Origin of the sequence: Actinoallomurus sp. CA-142502 (assembly GCF_050936355.1) — a bacterium.
Classification (GTDB): Bacteria; Actinomycetota; Actinomycetes; order Streptosporangiales; family Streptosporangiaceae; genus Actinoallomurus; species Actinoallomurus iriomotensis.
Window position 1 is genome coordinate 4,024,555 of record NZ_JBNJMY010000001.1, and the last position, 14,359, is coordinate 4,038,913.

General features: G+C 72.8%; 16 protein-coding genes. 14 read left to right on the top strand and 2 right to left on the bottom strand.

Annotated features, from left to right (window positions below; all coding sequences use genetic code 11):
* The first annotated feature begins 73 nt into the window (after positions 1-73).
* The 7 genes from ACQEV1_RS19495 to aroQ all read left to right on the top strand — a co-directional run bounded on the left by ACQEV1_RS19495 (position 74) and on the right by aroQ (position 7,119).
* Positions 74-3,049, top strand: coding sequence for a glycine--tRNA ligase (locus ACQEV1_RS19495; RefSeq protein ID WP_433395025.1), 2,976 nt, complete (start codon positions 74-76; stop codon positions 3,047-3,049).
* 78 nt (positions 3,050-3,127) lie between these two features.
* Positions 3,128-3,370, top strand: a complete 243-nt coding sequence (locus ACQEV1_RS19500) for a type II toxin-antitoxin system VapB family antitoxin (protein WP_285616885.1) — start codon at positions 3,128-3,130, stop codon at positions 3,368-3,370.
* Entirely contained in the window at positions 3,265-3,795 is a 531-nt protein-coding gene (locus tag ACQEV1_RS19505; RefSeq protein WP_433395027.1) for a TA system VapC family ribonuclease toxin, read from the top strand. Before ACQEV1_RS19500 ends, ACQEV1_RS19505 begins: the two co-directional genes overlap by 106 nt.
* A gap of 135 nt (positions 3,796-3,930) precedes the next feature.
* Complete coding sequence (gene aroC, locus ACQEV1_RS19510) at positions 3,931-5,106, top strand: chorismate synthase (protein WP_433395029.1); 1,176 nt, start codon at positions 3,931-3,933, stop codon at positions 5,104-5,106.
* Positions 5,103-5,603, top strand: a complete 501-nt coding sequence (locus ACQEV1_RS19515; RefSeq protein ID WP_285616882.1) for a shikimate kinase — start codon at positions 5,103-5,105, stop codon at positions 5,601-5,603. The genes aroC and ACQEV1_RS19515 overlap by 4 nt, the downstream gene beginning before the upstream one ends.
* A complete protein-coding gene (aroB, locus tag ACQEV1_RS19520) occupies positions 5,600-6,667 on the top strand; it encodes a 3-dehydroquinate synthase (RefSeq protein ID WP_433395032.1) in 1,068 nt (355 codons plus the stop codon). Before ACQEV1_RS19515 ends, aroB begins: the two co-directional genes overlap by 4 nt.
* 5 nt (positions 6,668-6,672) lie before the next feature.
* Positions 6,673-7,119 carry a type II 3-dehydroquinate dehydratase gene (gene aroQ, locus ACQEV1_RS19525; protein ID WP_285567191.1) on the top strand — a complete coding sequence of 149 codons (447 nt, stop codon included), beginning with the start codon at positions 6,673-6,675 and terminating at the stop codon, positions 7,117-7,119.
* A gap of 60 nt (positions 7,120-7,179) precedes the next feature.
* Here the strand turns inward: aroQ and ACQEV1_RS19530 are convergent, their stop codons facing one another.
* Positions 7,180-7,809 (bottom strand): nitroreductase family protein, encoded by a 630-nt coding sequence (locus ACQEV1_RS19530; protein WP_433395034.1) that lies wholly within the window; start codon positions 7,807-7,809, stop codon positions 7,180-7,182.
* A 31-nt stretch (positions 7,810-7,840) separates the two neighbouring features.
* Entirely contained in the window at positions 7,841-8,401 is a 561-nt protein-coding gene (locus tag ACQEV1_RS19535) for a TetR/AcrR family transcriptional regulator (RefSeq protein WP_433395036.1), read from the bottom strand.
* A 76-nt stretch (positions 8,402-8,477) separates the two neighbouring features.
* Between ACQEV1_RS19535 and ACQEV1_RS19540 the strand changes: the two genes are divergently transcribed.
* From ACQEV1_RS19540 to ACQEV1_RS19570, 7 genes are all read left to right on the top strand, one after another.
* Complete coding sequence (locus tag ACQEV1_RS19540) at positions 8,478-8,900, top strand: PaaI family thioesterase (protein ID WP_285616874.1); 423 nt, start codon at positions 8,478-8,480, stop codon at positions 8,898-8,900.
* Between the two features lie 59 nt (positions 8,901-8,959).
* Complete coding sequence (locus ACQEV1_RS19545) at positions 8,960-10,006, top strand: LLM class F420-dependent oxidoreductase (protein ID WP_285566573.1); 1,047 nt, start codon at positions 8,960-8,962, stop codon at positions 10,004-10,006.
* 53 nt (positions 10,007-10,059) lie between these two features.
* Complete coding sequence (locus ACQEV1_RS19550; RefSeq protein WP_433395039.1) at positions 10,060-11,127, top strand: M24 family metallopeptidase; 1,068 nt, start codon at positions 10,060-10,062, stop codon at positions 11,125-11,127.
* 35 nt (positions 11,128-11,162) lie between these two features.
* The gene (efp, locus tag ACQEV1_RS19555; RefSeq protein ID WP_285566569.1) at positions 11,163-11,720 is read left to right on the top strand and encodes an elongation factor P; all 558 of its coding nucleotides are present in this window, start codon (positions 11,163-11,165) and stop codon (positions 11,718-11,720) included.
* A gap of 2 nt (positions 11,721-11,722) precedes the next feature.
* Positions 11,723-12,139, top strand: coding sequence for a transcription antitermination factor NusB (nusB, locus tag ACQEV1_RS19560; RefSeq protein WP_285616872.1), 417 nt, complete (start codon positions 11,723-11,725; stop codon positions 12,137-12,139).
* A 92-nt stretch (positions 12,140-12,231) separates the two neighbouring features.
* Positions 12,232-12,990 (top strand): methyltransferase domain-containing protein, encoded by a 759-nt coding sequence (locus ACQEV1_RS19565; RefSeq protein ID WP_432705541.1) that lies wholly within the window; start codon positions 12,232-12,234, stop codon positions 12,988-12,990.
* Between the two features lie 40 nt (positions 12,991-13,030).
* Positions 13,031-14,302: a DNA polymerase IV gene (locus ACQEV1_RS19570; protein ID WP_433395042.1), complete on the top strand. Its 1,272-nt coding sequence runs from the start codon at positions 13,031-13,033 to the stop codon at positions 14,300-14,302.
* The last annotated feature ends 57 nt before the right edge of the window (positions 14,303-14,359 follow it).

Consider the following 14,359-nt stretch of genomic DNA (forward strand, 5'->3'; position numbering starts at 1 on the left):
GCCCGGCTTCCGGTTCTCCGGCGCGCCGGGCGGCGGGCGCGCGGGGGGCGCCGTGTCTCGTTAGGCTCGGGACATGCCGACGACGCTGACGATGCAGGACGCCCTGATCCGCCTCACCGAATACTGGACCGGGCAGGGATGCGCCATCATCCAGCCGATGAACACCGAGGTCGGCGCCGGCACGCTCAACCCCGCCACCGCGCTGCGGGTCCTCGGGCCCGAGCCCTGGAGGGTCGGCTACGTCGAGCCCAGCGTCCGTCCGGACGACTCGCGGTACGGCGACAACCCCAACCGGCTCCAGACGCACACGCAGTACCAGGTGATCCTCAAGCCCGAGCCCGGTGACGCGCAGGAGCGCTACCTCGGCAGCCTGGAGGCCATCGGCATCGACCTGCGCGCCCACGACGTGCGGTTCGTCGAGGACAACTGGGCCTCCCCGGCGCTCGGCGCGTGGGGGCTCGGCTGGGAGGTCTGGCTCGACGGCCTGGAGATCACCCAGTTCACCTACTTCCAGCAGTCCGGCGGCATGGCCCTCGACCCGGTCTCGGTCGAGATCACCTACGGCATGGAGCGCATCATCATGGCGCTCCAGGGCGTCGGGCACTTCAAGGACATCGCGTACGCGCCCGGCCTGTCCTACGGCGAGGCGTTCGGGCAGGCCGAGTACGAGATGAGTCGCTACTACCTCGACGACGCCGACGTCGAGGCCAACCGGGGGCTGTTCGCCGCGTACGAGACCGAGGCGCGGCGCATGATCGAGGCGCGCCTGCCGGTGCCCGCCCACACGTACGTGCTCAAGTGCTCGCAGGCCTTCAACGTGCTCGACGCGCGCGGAGCCGTCGGCACCACCGAGCGCGCCAGCGCGTTCGCCCGTATGCGCTCCCTCGCCCACGACGTCGCGCGGCTGTGGGCCGAGCGCCGCGAGGAGCTCGGCCACCCGCTCGGCGACGCCGCCACCCGCCCGGTGCCCGAGCGCCGCGCGGACGCCTTCCCCGAGATCGGCGAGCCGTCGGCGCTGGCGTTCGAGATCGGCTTCGAGGAGCTGCCCGCCACCGAGACCGAGCGCGTCGCCGGTGCCGTGCGCGACAGCCTCACCGAACTCCTGGCCGGCACCCGGCTGCGCCACGGCGAGGTCCGGGTGATGTCCGCGCCGCGCCGCGTCGTCGCCGTCGTGGACGACGTCCAGCCGCGCGAGGACGACGTCGAGCGGACCGTACGCGGCCCGCGCCGGTCGGCGGCCTACGACGCCGACGGCGCGCCCACCAAGGCCGCGCTCGGGTTCGCCCGCGGCCAGGGCGCCGACGTCGCCGACCTGCGCGAGATCACCGTGAACGGCGGGGAGTACGTCGGCCTCGTCCGCACGGTCGCGGGCCGGCCGGCCGCGGAGGTGCTCGCCGAGGTCCTGCCCGGCGTCGTCACCGCGCTGCGCGCCGACCGGAACATGCGCTGGAACGCGCCCGGCCTGTCCTACAGCCGCCCGATCCGCTGGATCGCCGCGCTGCTCGGCTCCCACGTCGTGCCGTTCACGGTGTCGACGCTGGACAGCGGCCGTTCGACCCGCGTGCACCGCACCGCAGACGAGCCCGTCGTCGAGGTGGCGGAGGCGGGCCGGTTCCTGGACACGCTGCGCGCGCACGGCATCGAGCCGGACGCCGGGGTCCGCCTGCGGCGGATCGCCGAGGCCGCGGCCGAGCTCGCCGCCACGGCGGGCGGAATGCCCGACGAGACCGTCCTGCCCGAGGTCGTGAACCTCGTGGAGGAGCCGGTGGCCCTCCTCGGCTCCTTCGACGAGCGCTACCTCGAACTGCCCGCCGAGGTGCTCACCACGGTCATGCGCAAGCACCAGCGGTACCTGCCGGTCAGCGCCGCCGGCCGTCTCCTGCCGCACTTCGTCACGGTCGCGAACGGCGCCTGCGACCTCGGCGTGGTGCGCGCGGGCAACGAGGCGGTCCTGCGGGCCCGGTTCGAGGACGCCGCGTTCTTCTTCGCGGCCGACCTGCGCACGCCGCCGGAGGAGATGACGACGGGCCTGGCCGCGCTGACCTTCGAGGAGCGCCTCGGGTCGATGGCCGACCGCGCCGGCCGCATCCGCTCGATCGCGCTGACCCTCGCCGACCGCGCCGGCCTGGACGATGACGAGCGGGCGACGCTCGAACGCGCGGCGCGCCTCGCCAAGTTCGACCTCGCCTCGCACATGGTGATCGAGCTGTCCAGCCTCGCCGGGACGATGGCGGGGGAGTACGCCCGCCGCGCCGGCGAGCCGGAGCCGGTCGCGGAGGCGCTCGTGGAGATGGAGCTGCCCCGCTCGTCCGGCGACGCGCTCCCCGTCTCGCTGCCGGGGGCGCTGCTCGCCGTCGCCGACCGGCTCGACCTGCTCGCCGGCCTGTTCGGCGTCGGCGCCGAGCCGACCGGCAGCTCCGACCCGTACGGCCTGCGCCGGGCGGCGCTCGGCCTCACGGCGATCCTGCGGGCGCACGACCGCCTGGCCGGCATCCGGGTGGACGAGGGCCTGGCGGTCGCGGCCGCCTGCCAGCCGGTGGAGGTGAGCCCGGAGGCGGTGCGTGAGGCGGAGCGGCTGACCGCGCGCCGGCTGGAGCAGGCGCTCCTGGAGGCCGGCCGCCCGGTGCACGTGGTGCGCGCCGTCCTGCCGCACGCCGCCACACCCGCGCGCGCCGCACGTGACGCCGCCGACCTGGAGGGGCTGCTGGAGTCGGAGGAGTTCGCCCGGTTGACCGTCGCGCTCCAGCGGGTGCTGCGGATCGTGCCGCCGGACACGCCCGCGTCCTATGAGCCCGCGCTGTTCGAGGACGACGCGGAGCGGGCGCTGGCCACCGCCCTCGCGGGCGCCGCGGACAAGCTGCGCGGCGGCCCGCTGCCGCTGCCGGAGTTCGCCAACGTGGCCGAGGCGCTGGTCGAGCCCATCGACGACTACTTCGACAAGGTGCTGGTCATGGCCGAGGAGCCGGCCCTGCGCGCGAACCGGCTCGGCCTCCTCGCCGCCGTCCGCGACCTCGTCGCCGGCGTTCTCGACTGGCGAGAGATCGCCTGACCCATCACTTTCAGCGTTGAAACGGCAACGCCGAGTAGTGGCGTATGGGAATATGGGTCCATGGGTATGGTCGGCCATATGAAGACCACAGTGGAGATCTCCGATGGGCTCCTGCAGGAGGCGCGCCGGATCGCGAGTCAGGAGGGCGCCACGCTGAGATCGCTGATCGAAGAGGGCCTGAGAGCGGTTCTCGAACGGCGGGCGCGCGGCGGCCGATGGACTCTCCCGGACGCGGCCGTGGACGGAGAGGGCCTTCGCCCGGAGGCGCGCGGCGCTTCGTGGGAAGAGCTTCGAGCGATGGCGTACGGGGAACGTCTGTGATCGCTGTCGACACCAACGTTCTGGTTTACGCGCATCGGCGAGACAGTGCGTTTCATCTCGCTGCCGCGTCCCGCGTGCGGGAACTGGCCGAAGGGCGCGCTCCGTGGGCGATCCCGTGGCCATGCGTGCATGAGTTCTTCTCCGTCGTCACGCATCCGCGTATCTACGCCCCTCCCAGCACCGCCGAGCAGGCGATCGACCAGATCGAGGCGTGGCTCGCCTCGCCGTCGCTGGTGACGCTCGGCGAGGGGACCGGCTATTGGGACGCACTCCGGTCGATGCTCATGGAGGGCAAGATCGCCGGACCGCTCGTACACGACGGAAGGATCGCCGCTCTGTGCGCCGCGCACGGAGTGCGGGAGCTGTGGACCGTGGATCGTGACTTCAGCCGGTTCTCCGGCCTGAGCATCCGGAATCCGCTGTGACGACGACGCGCGGCCGGTCACGACCCCGAACGCGGCTGCCGTCGGGACCCCGGCACCCGGTTCCCGACGGCCGCCCGGGTCCGGATGCTGGGACGGCTGCGTGAGGCGCCGCTCGTACATGAAAGTATTTACCGCATGTTGCGCTGGCTGACCGCGGGGGAGTCGCATGGCCCGGCCCTCGCCGCGATCCTCGAAGGGCTGCCCTCCGGTGTGGCCGTGACCTCGGCCGACATCGCCGAGGCACTGCGCCGCCGGCGCCTGGGCTACGGACGCGGCGCCCGCATGAAGTTCGAGCAGGACGAAGTCGAGATCATCGGCGGCATCCGCCACGGCCGTACGCTCGGCGGCCCGATCGCGATCCGCGTGGGCAACACCGAGTGGCCCAAGTGGGAGACGGTGATGGCGGCCGACCCGGTCGACCCCGACGTGCTCGCCGAGCAGGCGCGCAACGCGCCGCTGTCGCGGCCCCGCCCGGGCCACGCCGACCTCGTCGGCATGCAGAAGTACGGCTTCGACGACGCCCGGCCGATCCTCGAACGCGCCAGCGCCCGCGAGACGGCCGCCCGGGTGGCGATCGGCGAGGTCGCGCGCGCCTTCTGCCGTCAGGCGCTCGGCGTGGAGATCCTCAGCCACGTGGTCGCGCTCGGTGAGGTGAGCGTCCCCGAGGGCGTGGTCCCCGAGCCCGGCGACCTCGAGCGCGTCGACGCCGACCCGGTCCGCTGCCTCGACCCGGACACCAGCGCCGCGATCGTGGCGCACATCGAGCAGGTCAAGAAGGACGGCGACACGCTCGGCGGCGTGGTCGAGGTCGTCGTGCACGGCCTGCCGCCGGGCCTGGGCAGCCACGTCCACTGGGACCGGCGCCTCGACTCGCGTCTCGCCGCGGCCCTCATGGGCATCCAGGCGATCAAGGGCGTCGAGGTCGGCGACGGCTTCCGCACCGCCGCGCGGCGGGGCTCGGAGGCACACGACGAGATCGTGCGCGACGGGGAGATCCGGCGGGTCACCAACCGCGCCGGCGGCGTCGAGGGCGGCATGACGACCGGGGAGACCCTGCGGGTCCGCGCCGCCATGAAGCCCATCTCCACGGTGCCGCGCGCACTGTCCACGATCGACGTGCTGTCCGGCGAGCCGGCCAAGGCCATCAACCAGCGCAGCGACGTCACCGCCGTCCCGGCCGCGGGCGTGGTGGCCGAGGCGATGGTGGCCCTGGTCATCGCCGAGGCCGCGGTCGAGAAGTTCGGCGGCGACTCCGTCGAGGAGACCGCCAGGAACCTGCAGGGCTACCTATCCTCACTGGTGATCAAATGAAACCCAAGGCCGTCGTCATCGGCCCGCCCGGGTCGGGCAAGACCACGGTCGGACGCCTCCTCGCGGAGCGGCTCGGAGTCGACTTCCGCGACACCGACCACGACGTCGAGGCCGTGGCCGGCAAGCCGATCGGGGAGATCTTCGTCGACGACGGCGAGGAGCGCTTCCGCGCACTCGAACGCGCGGCGGTTCAGGAGGCGCTCACCGCGCACGACGGGGTGCTCGCCCTCGGTGGCGGCTCCGTCCTCGACCCCGGCACCCAGGCCGACCTGGCGGAGGTGCCGGTCGTCTACCTGGAGGTCGGGCTGTCGGACGCGGTCAAGCGGGTCGGCCTCGCCTCGGCGCGCCCGCTCCTCGTGCTCAACCCGCGCAGCCAGTTCCGCAAGCTGATGGAGGAGCGCCGGCCGATCTACGAGGGTCTCGCCACGATCCGGGTCGCCACGGACGAGCGCGAGCCCGACGACATCGTCGACGAGATCGTCAAGGGGCTTTCATGAGCCGTGTCCGGGTCGGCGGCGACGCCCCCTACGACGTGGTGATCGGCACCGGGGTGCTCGGCGAGCTGCCCTCGCTGCTCGGCGAGGCCGGGACCGTCGCCGTCGTGCACGCCGAGGGGCTGCCGGAGGTCGCGCGGCCGGTCTGCCACGCGCTCGCCGGCGCCGGGTACGACGCGCGCCCGCTGCCGGTGCCCGACGGCGAGGCGGGCAAGGACGTCAACGTGCTGGCCGGGCTGTGGTCCGCGTTCGCCGGCCTGGGCATGACCCGGTCGGACGCGATCGTCGGCGTCGGCGGAGGGGCCACGACGGACCTCGCCGGGTTCGCCGCGGCGACCTGGCTGCGCGGCGTACGCGCCGTGCTGGTGCCGACCACGCTCCTCGGCATGGTCGACGCGGCCGTCGGCGGCAAGACCGCGATCGACATCCCCGAGGGCAAGAACCTCGTCGGGGCCTTCCATCCGCCCGCCGGCGTCCTGTGCGACCTGGCCACGCTCGTGACCATGCCGCGCGAGGACTACGTCGCCGGCCTCGCCGAGGTGATCAAGGCCGGGTTCATCGCCGATCCCCGCATCCTGGAGCTGATCGAGGAGGACCCGGAGGCGGCGGGCCGTCCGGACGGGCCGCACACGCTCGAACTGATCGAGCGCGCCATCGCGATCAAGGCGCGGGTCGTGTCGGAGGACCTGAGGGAGAGCGGTCTCCGGGAGATCCTCAACTACGGCCACACGCTCGGCCACGCGATCGAGAAGGTCGAGGGGTACCACTTCCGGCACGGCGACGCCGTCGCGATCGGCATGGTGTACGCCGCCGAGCTGGCCTGCCTGGCCGGGCGGCTGGACGCCGACGTCGTCAAGCGTCACCGGGAGATCCTCACCGCGGTGGGCCTGCCGACGTCGTACGCGGTCGAGGCCTGGGCGGAGCTGCGCGAGACGATGCGCGTCGACAAGAAGGCGCGCGGCGCCCGGCTCCGGTTCGTCGTGCTGGACGACCTGGCCGTCCCGGGCCGCCTGGAGAATCCGGACGAGGACCTGCTGAGGTCCGCCTACGAACGGGTGGCCCGATGAACCCCATGGCAGAGGTGCTGGTCCTGAACGGTCCCAACCTCGGCCGGCTGGGCAGCCGTGAGCCGGACGTGTACGGCGCCGCGACCTTCGACGACCTGGCCGGCCTGTGCCGCGACACGGCGCGCCGCCTGGGCCTGCACGCCGAGGTGCGCCAGACCGACGACGAGGCGGAGCTGATCGGCTGGCTGCACGAGGCCGCCGACGGGCACATCCCGGTCGTGCTGAACCCGGCCGCCTTCACGCACTACTCCTACGCCGTACGCGACGCCATCGCGCAGCGCACGGCGCCGCTGATCGAGGTGCACATCTCCAACCCGGCGGCCCGCGAGGAGTTCCGCCACACCTCGGTCGTCGCGGGCGTGGCGTCGGGCACCATCGCCGGCTTCGGCACCTTCTCGTACGTCCTCGCCCTCCAGGCCGTCGCCGAGCTCCTCGCCGAGTCGGCTTCCTAGCCACCTCGGCCCGGGAGGCGGCGCACGACGGCCCGGTCCTGACGGTGGGCTGAGCGAGGGTCACCAGCGGTCGAGGTGCAGGACCTCCTCCAGCGGCTGCCGCCGCGCCGGGCGGAACGTCTCCCCGGTGTAGTAGGCCGTCGGGATCAGCGAGCCCTGGCGGATGTCGTCCGGCAGCCCGAGCAGCCCGGCGACCTCCCGCTCGTACGCGAGATGCAGCGCCGTCCACGCGGTCCCGAGCCCTCGGGCGCGGGCGGCCAGCATGTAGCTCCACGTCGCCGGGTGCAGTGAGGCCCACAGCCCGGCCTGCCCGCCGCTCGGCACGGTGGTGACGCGCAGGCAGGGGATGACCAGCACCGGCACCTCCGCGATGTGCTCGGCGAGGTACGCGACGCCCTCACCGATGCGGCGCTGGACCGGCGCGCGCTCCGGGTCGTCGGCGAATAGCCGGGGCGCCGCGTGGTCCGACGCCAGGTACTCCCGCGCGGCCCGCGTGAACACCCGGCCGATCGCCGCGCGCTGGTCCGGGTCGGTGACGACGATCCAGTGCCAGCCCTGTTTGTTGCCGCCGCTCGGCGCCTGCAGCGCGATCTCCAGGCATTCGCGGATCAGCTCGGGCGGGACCGGGCGGGACAGGTCGAGCCGCCGGCGTACGGTGCGGGTGGTGGTGAGCAACTCGTCGGGCGTCATGCGCGCATGATCTCAGGGGCCCGCCCCGCTCTCACCCCTTCTCGCACGCCGAGGCGATGAGGTCCTCCAGTTCCGCCACCACGTCGTCGAACGGCTCTAGCGAACGGCGCGCCCGGCACAGCAGGGTCGCGCCCTCGGCCGAGGCGGTGACCAGCGTCGCGACCCGCGCGGCGCGTTCGGGCGTCGCCCCCGCGGAGACCAGGCCGGCCGCCAGCGCGTCCTGCCAGCGCCGGAACGCCGCCGCCGCGGCGTCGGCGAGCCGCGACTCCGTGATCACCGCGACGATCGGGCAGCCCGCGCGGAAGTCGCTGTCCACCAGCACGCGACGCCACCAGCCGCTGAACGCCCGGACCGCCGCCACCGGGTCGTCGTCGCGGGTGGCGGCGCGGACGCCGGCGGCCACGAAGTCGCCCGCGTACCGTACGGCCTCCTCGGCGAGCTGCTCCTTGCCGCCGGGGAAGTGGTGGTAGATCGAGCCGCGCGGCGCCCCGCTGTGCGCGATGACGTCGCTGAACGCCGTGCCGCTGTAGCCGTGTTCGCGCAGCAGGTAGGCCGCGCTGCGCACCATCCGCTCCCGGGAGTCGGAGGCCATGAGACGTTCACCACCTTGACTATGACGTCCATCATAGAAGAGCCTCACTATGCCGACCGTCATAGAGGAGGATGCCGTGCCGACCGGACTTGATCAGCTGAAGGCGTTGCTGGACGGGCGGGTGACGGGCATCGGGTCGCTGCTCGGCATGACGGTCGAGACGCTCGAACCCGGGCGGGTGGTGTTCACGCTGCGGACCCGGCCCGACTTCGGCAACCCGCTGGGCACGCTGCACGGCGGCGTGTGCAGCACCCTGCTCGACTCGGCGATGGGCTGCGCCGTGCACACCTCGCTGCCCGACGGCGCGGGTTACACGACGCTGGAGTTGAAGGTGAACTTCGTGCGTCCCGTACGGCTCGACGGCGTCGGGCTCCGCTGCGAGGGCACCACGATCCACCTGGGCGGCCGGATCGCCACCACCGAGGGGCGCGTCACGGACGAGGAGGGCCGCCTGGTCGCCCACGGCACGAGCACCTGCATGGTGTTCAGGCCGGCCTGACTACGCTATTACTGAACCTGATTCGGTTTTTGGACGGAACGGCTGAGAGGTGCCGCGGCATGCGTATCGGGATGTCCCTCAACTACGCGGGGGGCTTCAGGGAGACCGTCGATGAGCTCGCCGACTACGAGAAGGCCGGGCTCGACATCGTGTTCGTGCCGGAGGCGTACAGCTACGACGCCGTGAGCCAGCTCGGCTTCATCGCCGCGCGTACGGAGCGGCTGCAGATCGCCTCGGGCATCCTCCAGATCTACTCGCGTACCCCGACCCTGACCGCGATGACCGCCGCCGGCCTGGACTACGTCTCCGACGGCCGGTTCGTGCTGGGTATCGGCGCGTCGGGCCCGCAGGTCATCGAGGGCTGGCACGGCGTGCCGTACCACGCGCCCGTCGGCCGCACCCGGGAGATCATCGAGATCTGCCGCGCGGTGTGGCGCCGCGAGCGCCTGTCCTACGACGGCCGGTACTACAAGCTGCCGCTCCCCGCCGATCAGGGCACCGGCCTCGGCAAGCCACTGAAGCTGATCAACCATCCCGTGCGCGAGCGCATCCCGATCATCATCGCGTCGCTCGGCCCCAAGAACGTCGAGATGACCGCCGAGCTGGCCGAGGGCTGGGAGCCGATCTTCTACGTCCCGGAGAAGGCGGACCGCGTGTGGGGCGAGGCCCTGGCCAAGGGCAAGGCCAAGCGCGACCCCGCGCTCGGCGAGCTGGACGTCGTCGCGCAGGCGCCCCTGGCGATCGGCGACGACGTCGAGGGCTACCTCGACTTCGGCCGCCCCATGGCCGCCCTCTACATCGGCGGCATGGGCGCCAAGGGCCGCAACTTCTACAACGACCTCGCCTGCCGCTACGGCTACGAGCGGGAGGCCGAGGAGATCCAGGACCTCTATCTCGACGGCAAGAAGCAGGAGGCCGCCGAGAAGGTCCCGTACGAGCTGCTGCAGAAGACCTCGCTGATCGGCACCGAGGGCTTCGTGCGCGACCGGCTCGTGGCGCTGAAGGAGTCGGGCGTCACGACGCTCAACGTCACGCCGATCGCCGGCGACCACGCGGAGCGCGTCAAACTGATCGAGAAGGTGCGTGACCTGGCGGCCTCCGTCTGAGCGACCGCCCGGCCCGGTGTGCCGCCGGGCGCGCCGGCGCGTACAGTCGGGGCATGCCCGGGATCCATGAGACACGCCGCGCGCGCCTGGCCGCGCTCGTGGCCGACCAGGGAGCCGACTTCGCCCTGGTCACCCGGCTGGTCAACGTCCGTTACCTGTCCGGTCTGGCCAGCTCCAACGCCGCTCTCCTCGTGGGCGCCGACGGCACCGCGGTGCTCGGCACCGACGGGCGCTACGCGGGTACCGCGGCGCGCGTGTGCCCGGAGCTGGAGTGCGTCGTCGACCGCGACACCGCCGGCGCGCTGGGCTCACGCGCGTCCGGGCGGCTCGCCTTCGAGGCACACGACGTGACCGTGGAGGCGCACCGGGAGCTCGCCGCGAAGCTCGAGGGCGTCGAGCTGGTTCCGCTGGGCCGCGCCGTCGAGGAGCTGCGCCAGATCAAGGACGAGGACGAGATCGCGCTGCTGCGCGAGGCCTGCGCGATCACCGACCGCGCGTTCGACGCGGTGCTGCCGTTCATCCGGCCCGGCCGCACCGAGCGGGAGATCGCCGTCGCGCTGGAGCGGTCGATGGTCGACCTCGGCGCGGAGCGGCCCGCATTCGCCTCCATCGTGGCGAGCGGGCCGAACGGCGCGATCCCGCACCACGTGCCCGGCGCCCGCGTGATCGAGTCCGGCGACTTCGTCACCATGGACTTCGGCGCGCTGTACGGCGGCTACCACGCCGACATGACGCGCACCGTCGCCATCGGATCCGCCGCGGGCGCGCTGCGGGAGATCTACGACCTGGTCGCGGCCGCGCAACGCGCGGGCGTCGAGGCCGCGGTCCCGGAGGCCGCCACCAAGGACGTCGACGCCGCGTCGCGCGACGTCATCGACGCCGCCGGGCACGTCGACGACTTCCCGCACGGCCTCGGGCACGGTGTCGGACTGGAGATCCACGAGGCACCGCTCCTCGGGTACGACAAGACCGGTAAACTGACGGATCGAGTTCCGATCACCGTCGAGCCCGGCGTCTACCTCGCGGGGCGCGGCGGAGTGCGCATCGAAGACACTCTGGTCGTCCGTACGGACGGCGCGGAGCTGCTCACCAAGACGACCAAGGAACTGCTCGTCATCTAGACGCGGCAGGCCGCCGACGCAGGAGAACATCGCACGTGGCGACGACGAACGACCTCAAGAACGGCATGACGCTGAATCTCGACGGCCAGCTGTGGACCGTCACGGAGTTCCAGCACGTCAAGCCAGGCAAGGGCGGCGCGTTCGTCCGCACCAAGCTCAAGAACGTCCTTTCCGGGAAGGTCGTCGACAAGACCTTCAACGCCGGCACGAAGGTCGACGTGGCCAACGTCGACAAGCGGGAGATGCAGTACCTCTACCGCGAGGGCGAGGACTTCGTCTTCATGGACACCGAGACCTACGACCAGCCGCACATCCCCGGCGCCACCGTGGGTGACGCGGCCGACTACCTGCTGCCCGAGCAGAACGCCGTGATCGCGTTCAACAACGACACGCCGCTCTACATCGAGCTGCCCGCCGCGGTCGTCCTCGAGGTGACCGAGACCGAGCCGGGCCTGCAGGGCGACCGCTCCACCGGCGGCACCAAGCCGGCCACGGTCGAGACCGGCGCGGTCATCCAGGTCCCGCTGTTCATCACGACCGGCGAGAAGATCAAGGTCGACACCCGGTCGGGCGACTACCTGGGCCGCGGCTGACCGTGGCCGCACGCAGCAAGGCCCGCAGGCGAGCGCTGGAGATCCTGTACGAGGCCGAGGTCCGCGGCGATCCGCCGGCCGACGTGCTCGCCCGGCGCGCCGCCGACGCGAGCCAGCCGCTCGCCGAACAGGCGTTCCTCGGACGCCTGGTCGAGGGCGTGGCCCAGCACCGTGAGCGCATCGACGAGCTGATCGCGACGTACTCCGTCGGCTGGACCCTCGACCGCATGCCGATGGTCGACCGCAACATCCTGCGGCTGGGCGCCTTCGAGCTGCTCTGGAACGACGAGGTGCCCGACGGCGTGGCGATCAGCGAGGCGGTGGCCCTGGCCACCGAGCTGTCCACCGACGAGTCGCCCCGATTCGTCAACGGACTGCTGTCGCGCCTGCTCGAACTCAAGCCGTCATTGTCGTTGTAGGCGTTTAAGCTGGGCGTTGTGAGGCGAAAGAGGCTGGGGGCCACCGTCCGCGCAGGCGCCCGTGCACCTGGGGTCCGTCCGTGCCGCCCGGCATGGTGGGAGGCACGGTGAACGAGCGTCCGCGGACGCGTCCGGCGCGCGGCGTCGTCTGGGAGATTCTGCGCGAGGTCCTCGACGACAGCGCCAAGGCGTCCGGCCGGACCGCCCTCGACGTGCTCGACGCCGGGGGAGGCACCGGCGGGCTGGCCGTGCCGCTCGCCGAGCTGGGCCACCACGTCACCGTCGTCGACTCCAGCCCCGACGCCCTCGCCGGGCTGGAGCGCCGCGCCGCCGAGGCGGGCGTGCGGGTCCGCGCGCTGCAGGGCGACGCCGACGGGCTGCTGGAGACGGTCGGTCCCGACAGCGCCGACCTCGTGCTGTGCCACAGCGTGCTCGAATACGTCGACGACCCGGCCGCGGCGATGGCCTCCATCGCCCGCACCGTACGGCCCGGAGGCGCGGTGAGCGTGCTGGCGGCCAACCAGGTCGCCGCCGTGCTGCACCGGGCGCTCGCGGGCCGGTTCGACGACGCGCGGCGGCTGTTGTCCAGCGCGCAGGGCCGGTGGGGCGAGCACGACCCGATGCCCCGGAGGTTCACCTCCGGCATGCTGGCCGAGCTCATCGCGGGCTCCGGCCTGGGCGTCGGCGAGGTGCACGGCGTCCGCGTCTTCACCGACCTGGTGCCGAGCGGCCTGATCGACGGCGAGCGCGGCGCGGCCGAAGACCTCCTCGCCCTGGAGCGGGCGGTCGCGATGCATCCGGTGCTGAAGGACGTGGCCACCCAGCTCCACGCCCTCGCCCGGCGACGGTGACGGGCCACCCCGTGGTTCCCGTGCGCGGTCGGACACCGAGGTGAGCCGCAAGCAGCAGCTGCACCGGCCGGGGCCGCCGGCCGGGCCGCCGGGCGACGACACCGGCTGCGGCATCCTGCACGTCGACATGGACGCCTTCTTCGTGAGCGTCGAGCTGCTCGAACGCCCCGAGCTCCGCGGCCGTCCCGTGGTCGTCGGCGGCGCCGGCGGGCGCGGCGTCGTGGCCGCCGCGTCGTACGAGGCGCGCAAGTACGGCGTGCACTCGGCGATGCCGATGAGCCGGGCCCGGCGGCTGTGCCCGCAGGCGGTCGTCCTGCCGCCCCGGCACGACAAGTACGCCGCGGTCTCGGCGGGAGTCATGGAGATCTTCCGCTCCATCACGCCGCTGGTCGAGCCGCTCGCCCTCGACGAGGCGTTCCTCGACGTCACCGGCGCGCTCCGCCGCCTCGGCCGGCCCGCCGAGATCGGTCGGCTGATCCGCCGGCAGGTCGCCGAGCAGCAGGGCATCACCTGCTCGGTCGGCGTCGCGAGCACCAAGTTCGTCGCCAAGCTGGCCTCGACGCGGTGCAAGCCCGACGGCCTGCTCGTCGTGCCCGCCGACGGCGTCGTGGAGTTCCTGCACCCGCTTCCCGTCGCCGCGCTGTGGGGCGTGGGCGAGCGTACCGAGCAGATCCTGCTGCGCCTGGGCCTGCACACGGTCGGCGACCTGGCCGCGACCCCGCTCGACACCCTCCGGCGCGAGGTCGGCGAGGCGGCCGGGGAGCACCTGCACCACCTCGCGTGGGGCCGGGACGAACGCTCCGTCGTCTCCGCGGCCAAGGACAAGAGCATCGGGGCGGAGGAGACCTTCGACGTCGACATCGCCGACCCCGAGACCATCCGGCGCGAGCTGCTGCGCCTGTCCGACCGGGTGGGGGCGCGCCTGCGCGGCGCCGGCCACGTCGGCCGTACGGTCGCGGTCAAGCTCCGGCGGGCCGACTTCACCACGATCAGCCGCGCCCGCACCCTGCACGAGCCGACCGACCTGGCGCGTGAGATCTACGCCACGGCGTGCACGCTGTACGAGGCGTCCGGGTTGGAGCACATTCCGCTGCGGCTCGTCGGGGTACGTGTCGAAAATCTCATTGCCGCCGATGACGCCACCCGCCAGCTCACACTGGACGAGCCGGAGACGGGCTGGCGCGAGGCCGAGCAGGTCATGGACCTCGCGGCCCGTCGGTTCGGCACCGGAGCCGTACGCCCCGCCGCGCTGGTGCGCCCGGACGGCGAGCGCAGGGCGTACTACGGTAAGGAGTCGCCTCGTGACAAGTGAGGACGGTGTGGCCAATGCGACCACGTGCGGTGAACATGCTGATTGACTCGGCGATCG

Bases quoted from the DNA above. Each gene is read 5' to 3' on its own strand.
- ACQEV1_RS19495 (WP_433395025.1), top strand. From the start codon at position 74: ATGCCGACGACGCTGACGATGCAGGACGCCCTGATCCGCCTCACCGAA.
- ACQEV1_RS19500 (WP_285616885.1), top strand. From the start codon at position 3,128: ATGAAGACCACAGTGGAGATCTCCGATGGGCTCCTGCAGGAGGCGCGC.
- ACQEV1_RS19505 (WP_433395027.1), top strand. From the start codon at position 3,265: ATGGACTCTCCCGGACGCGGCCGTGGACGGAGAGGGCCTTCGCCCGGA.
- aroC (WP_433395029.1), top strand. From the start codon at position 3,931: ATGTTGCGCTGGCTGACCGCGGGGGAGTCGCATGGCCCGGCCCTCGCC.
- ACQEV1_RS19515 (WP_285616882.1), top strand. From the start codon at position 5,103: ATGAAACCCAAGGCCGTCGTCATCGGCCCGCCCGGGTCGGGCAAGACC.
- aroB (WP_433395032.1), top strand. From the start codon at position 5,600: ATGAGCCGTGTCCGGGTCGGCGGCGACGCCCCCTACGACGTGGTGATC.
- aroQ (WP_285567191.1), top strand. From the start codon at position 6,673: ATGGCAGAGGTGCTGGTCCTGAACGGTCCCAACCTCGGCCGGCTGGGC.
- ACQEV1_RS19530 (WP_433395034.1), bottom strand. From the start codon at position 7,809: ATGACGCCCGACGAGTTGCTCACCACCACCCGCACCGTACGCCGGCGG.
- ACQEV1_RS19535 (WP_433395036.1), bottom strand. From the start codon at position 8,401: ATGGCCTCCGACTCCCGGGAGCGGATGGTGCGCAGCGCGGCCTACCTG.
- ACQEV1_RS19545 (WP_285566573.1), top strand. From the start codon at position 8,960: ATGCGTATCGGGATGTCCCTCAACTACGCGGGGGGCTTCAGGGAGACC.
- ACQEV1_RS19550 (WP_433395039.1), top strand. From the start codon at position 10,060: ATGCCCGGGATCCATGAGACACGCCGCGCGCGCCTGGCCGCGCTCGTG.
- ACQEV1_RS19565 (WP_432705541.1), top strand. From the start codon at position 12,232: ATGGTGGGAGGCACGGTGAACGAGCGTCCGCGGACGCGTCCGGCGCGC.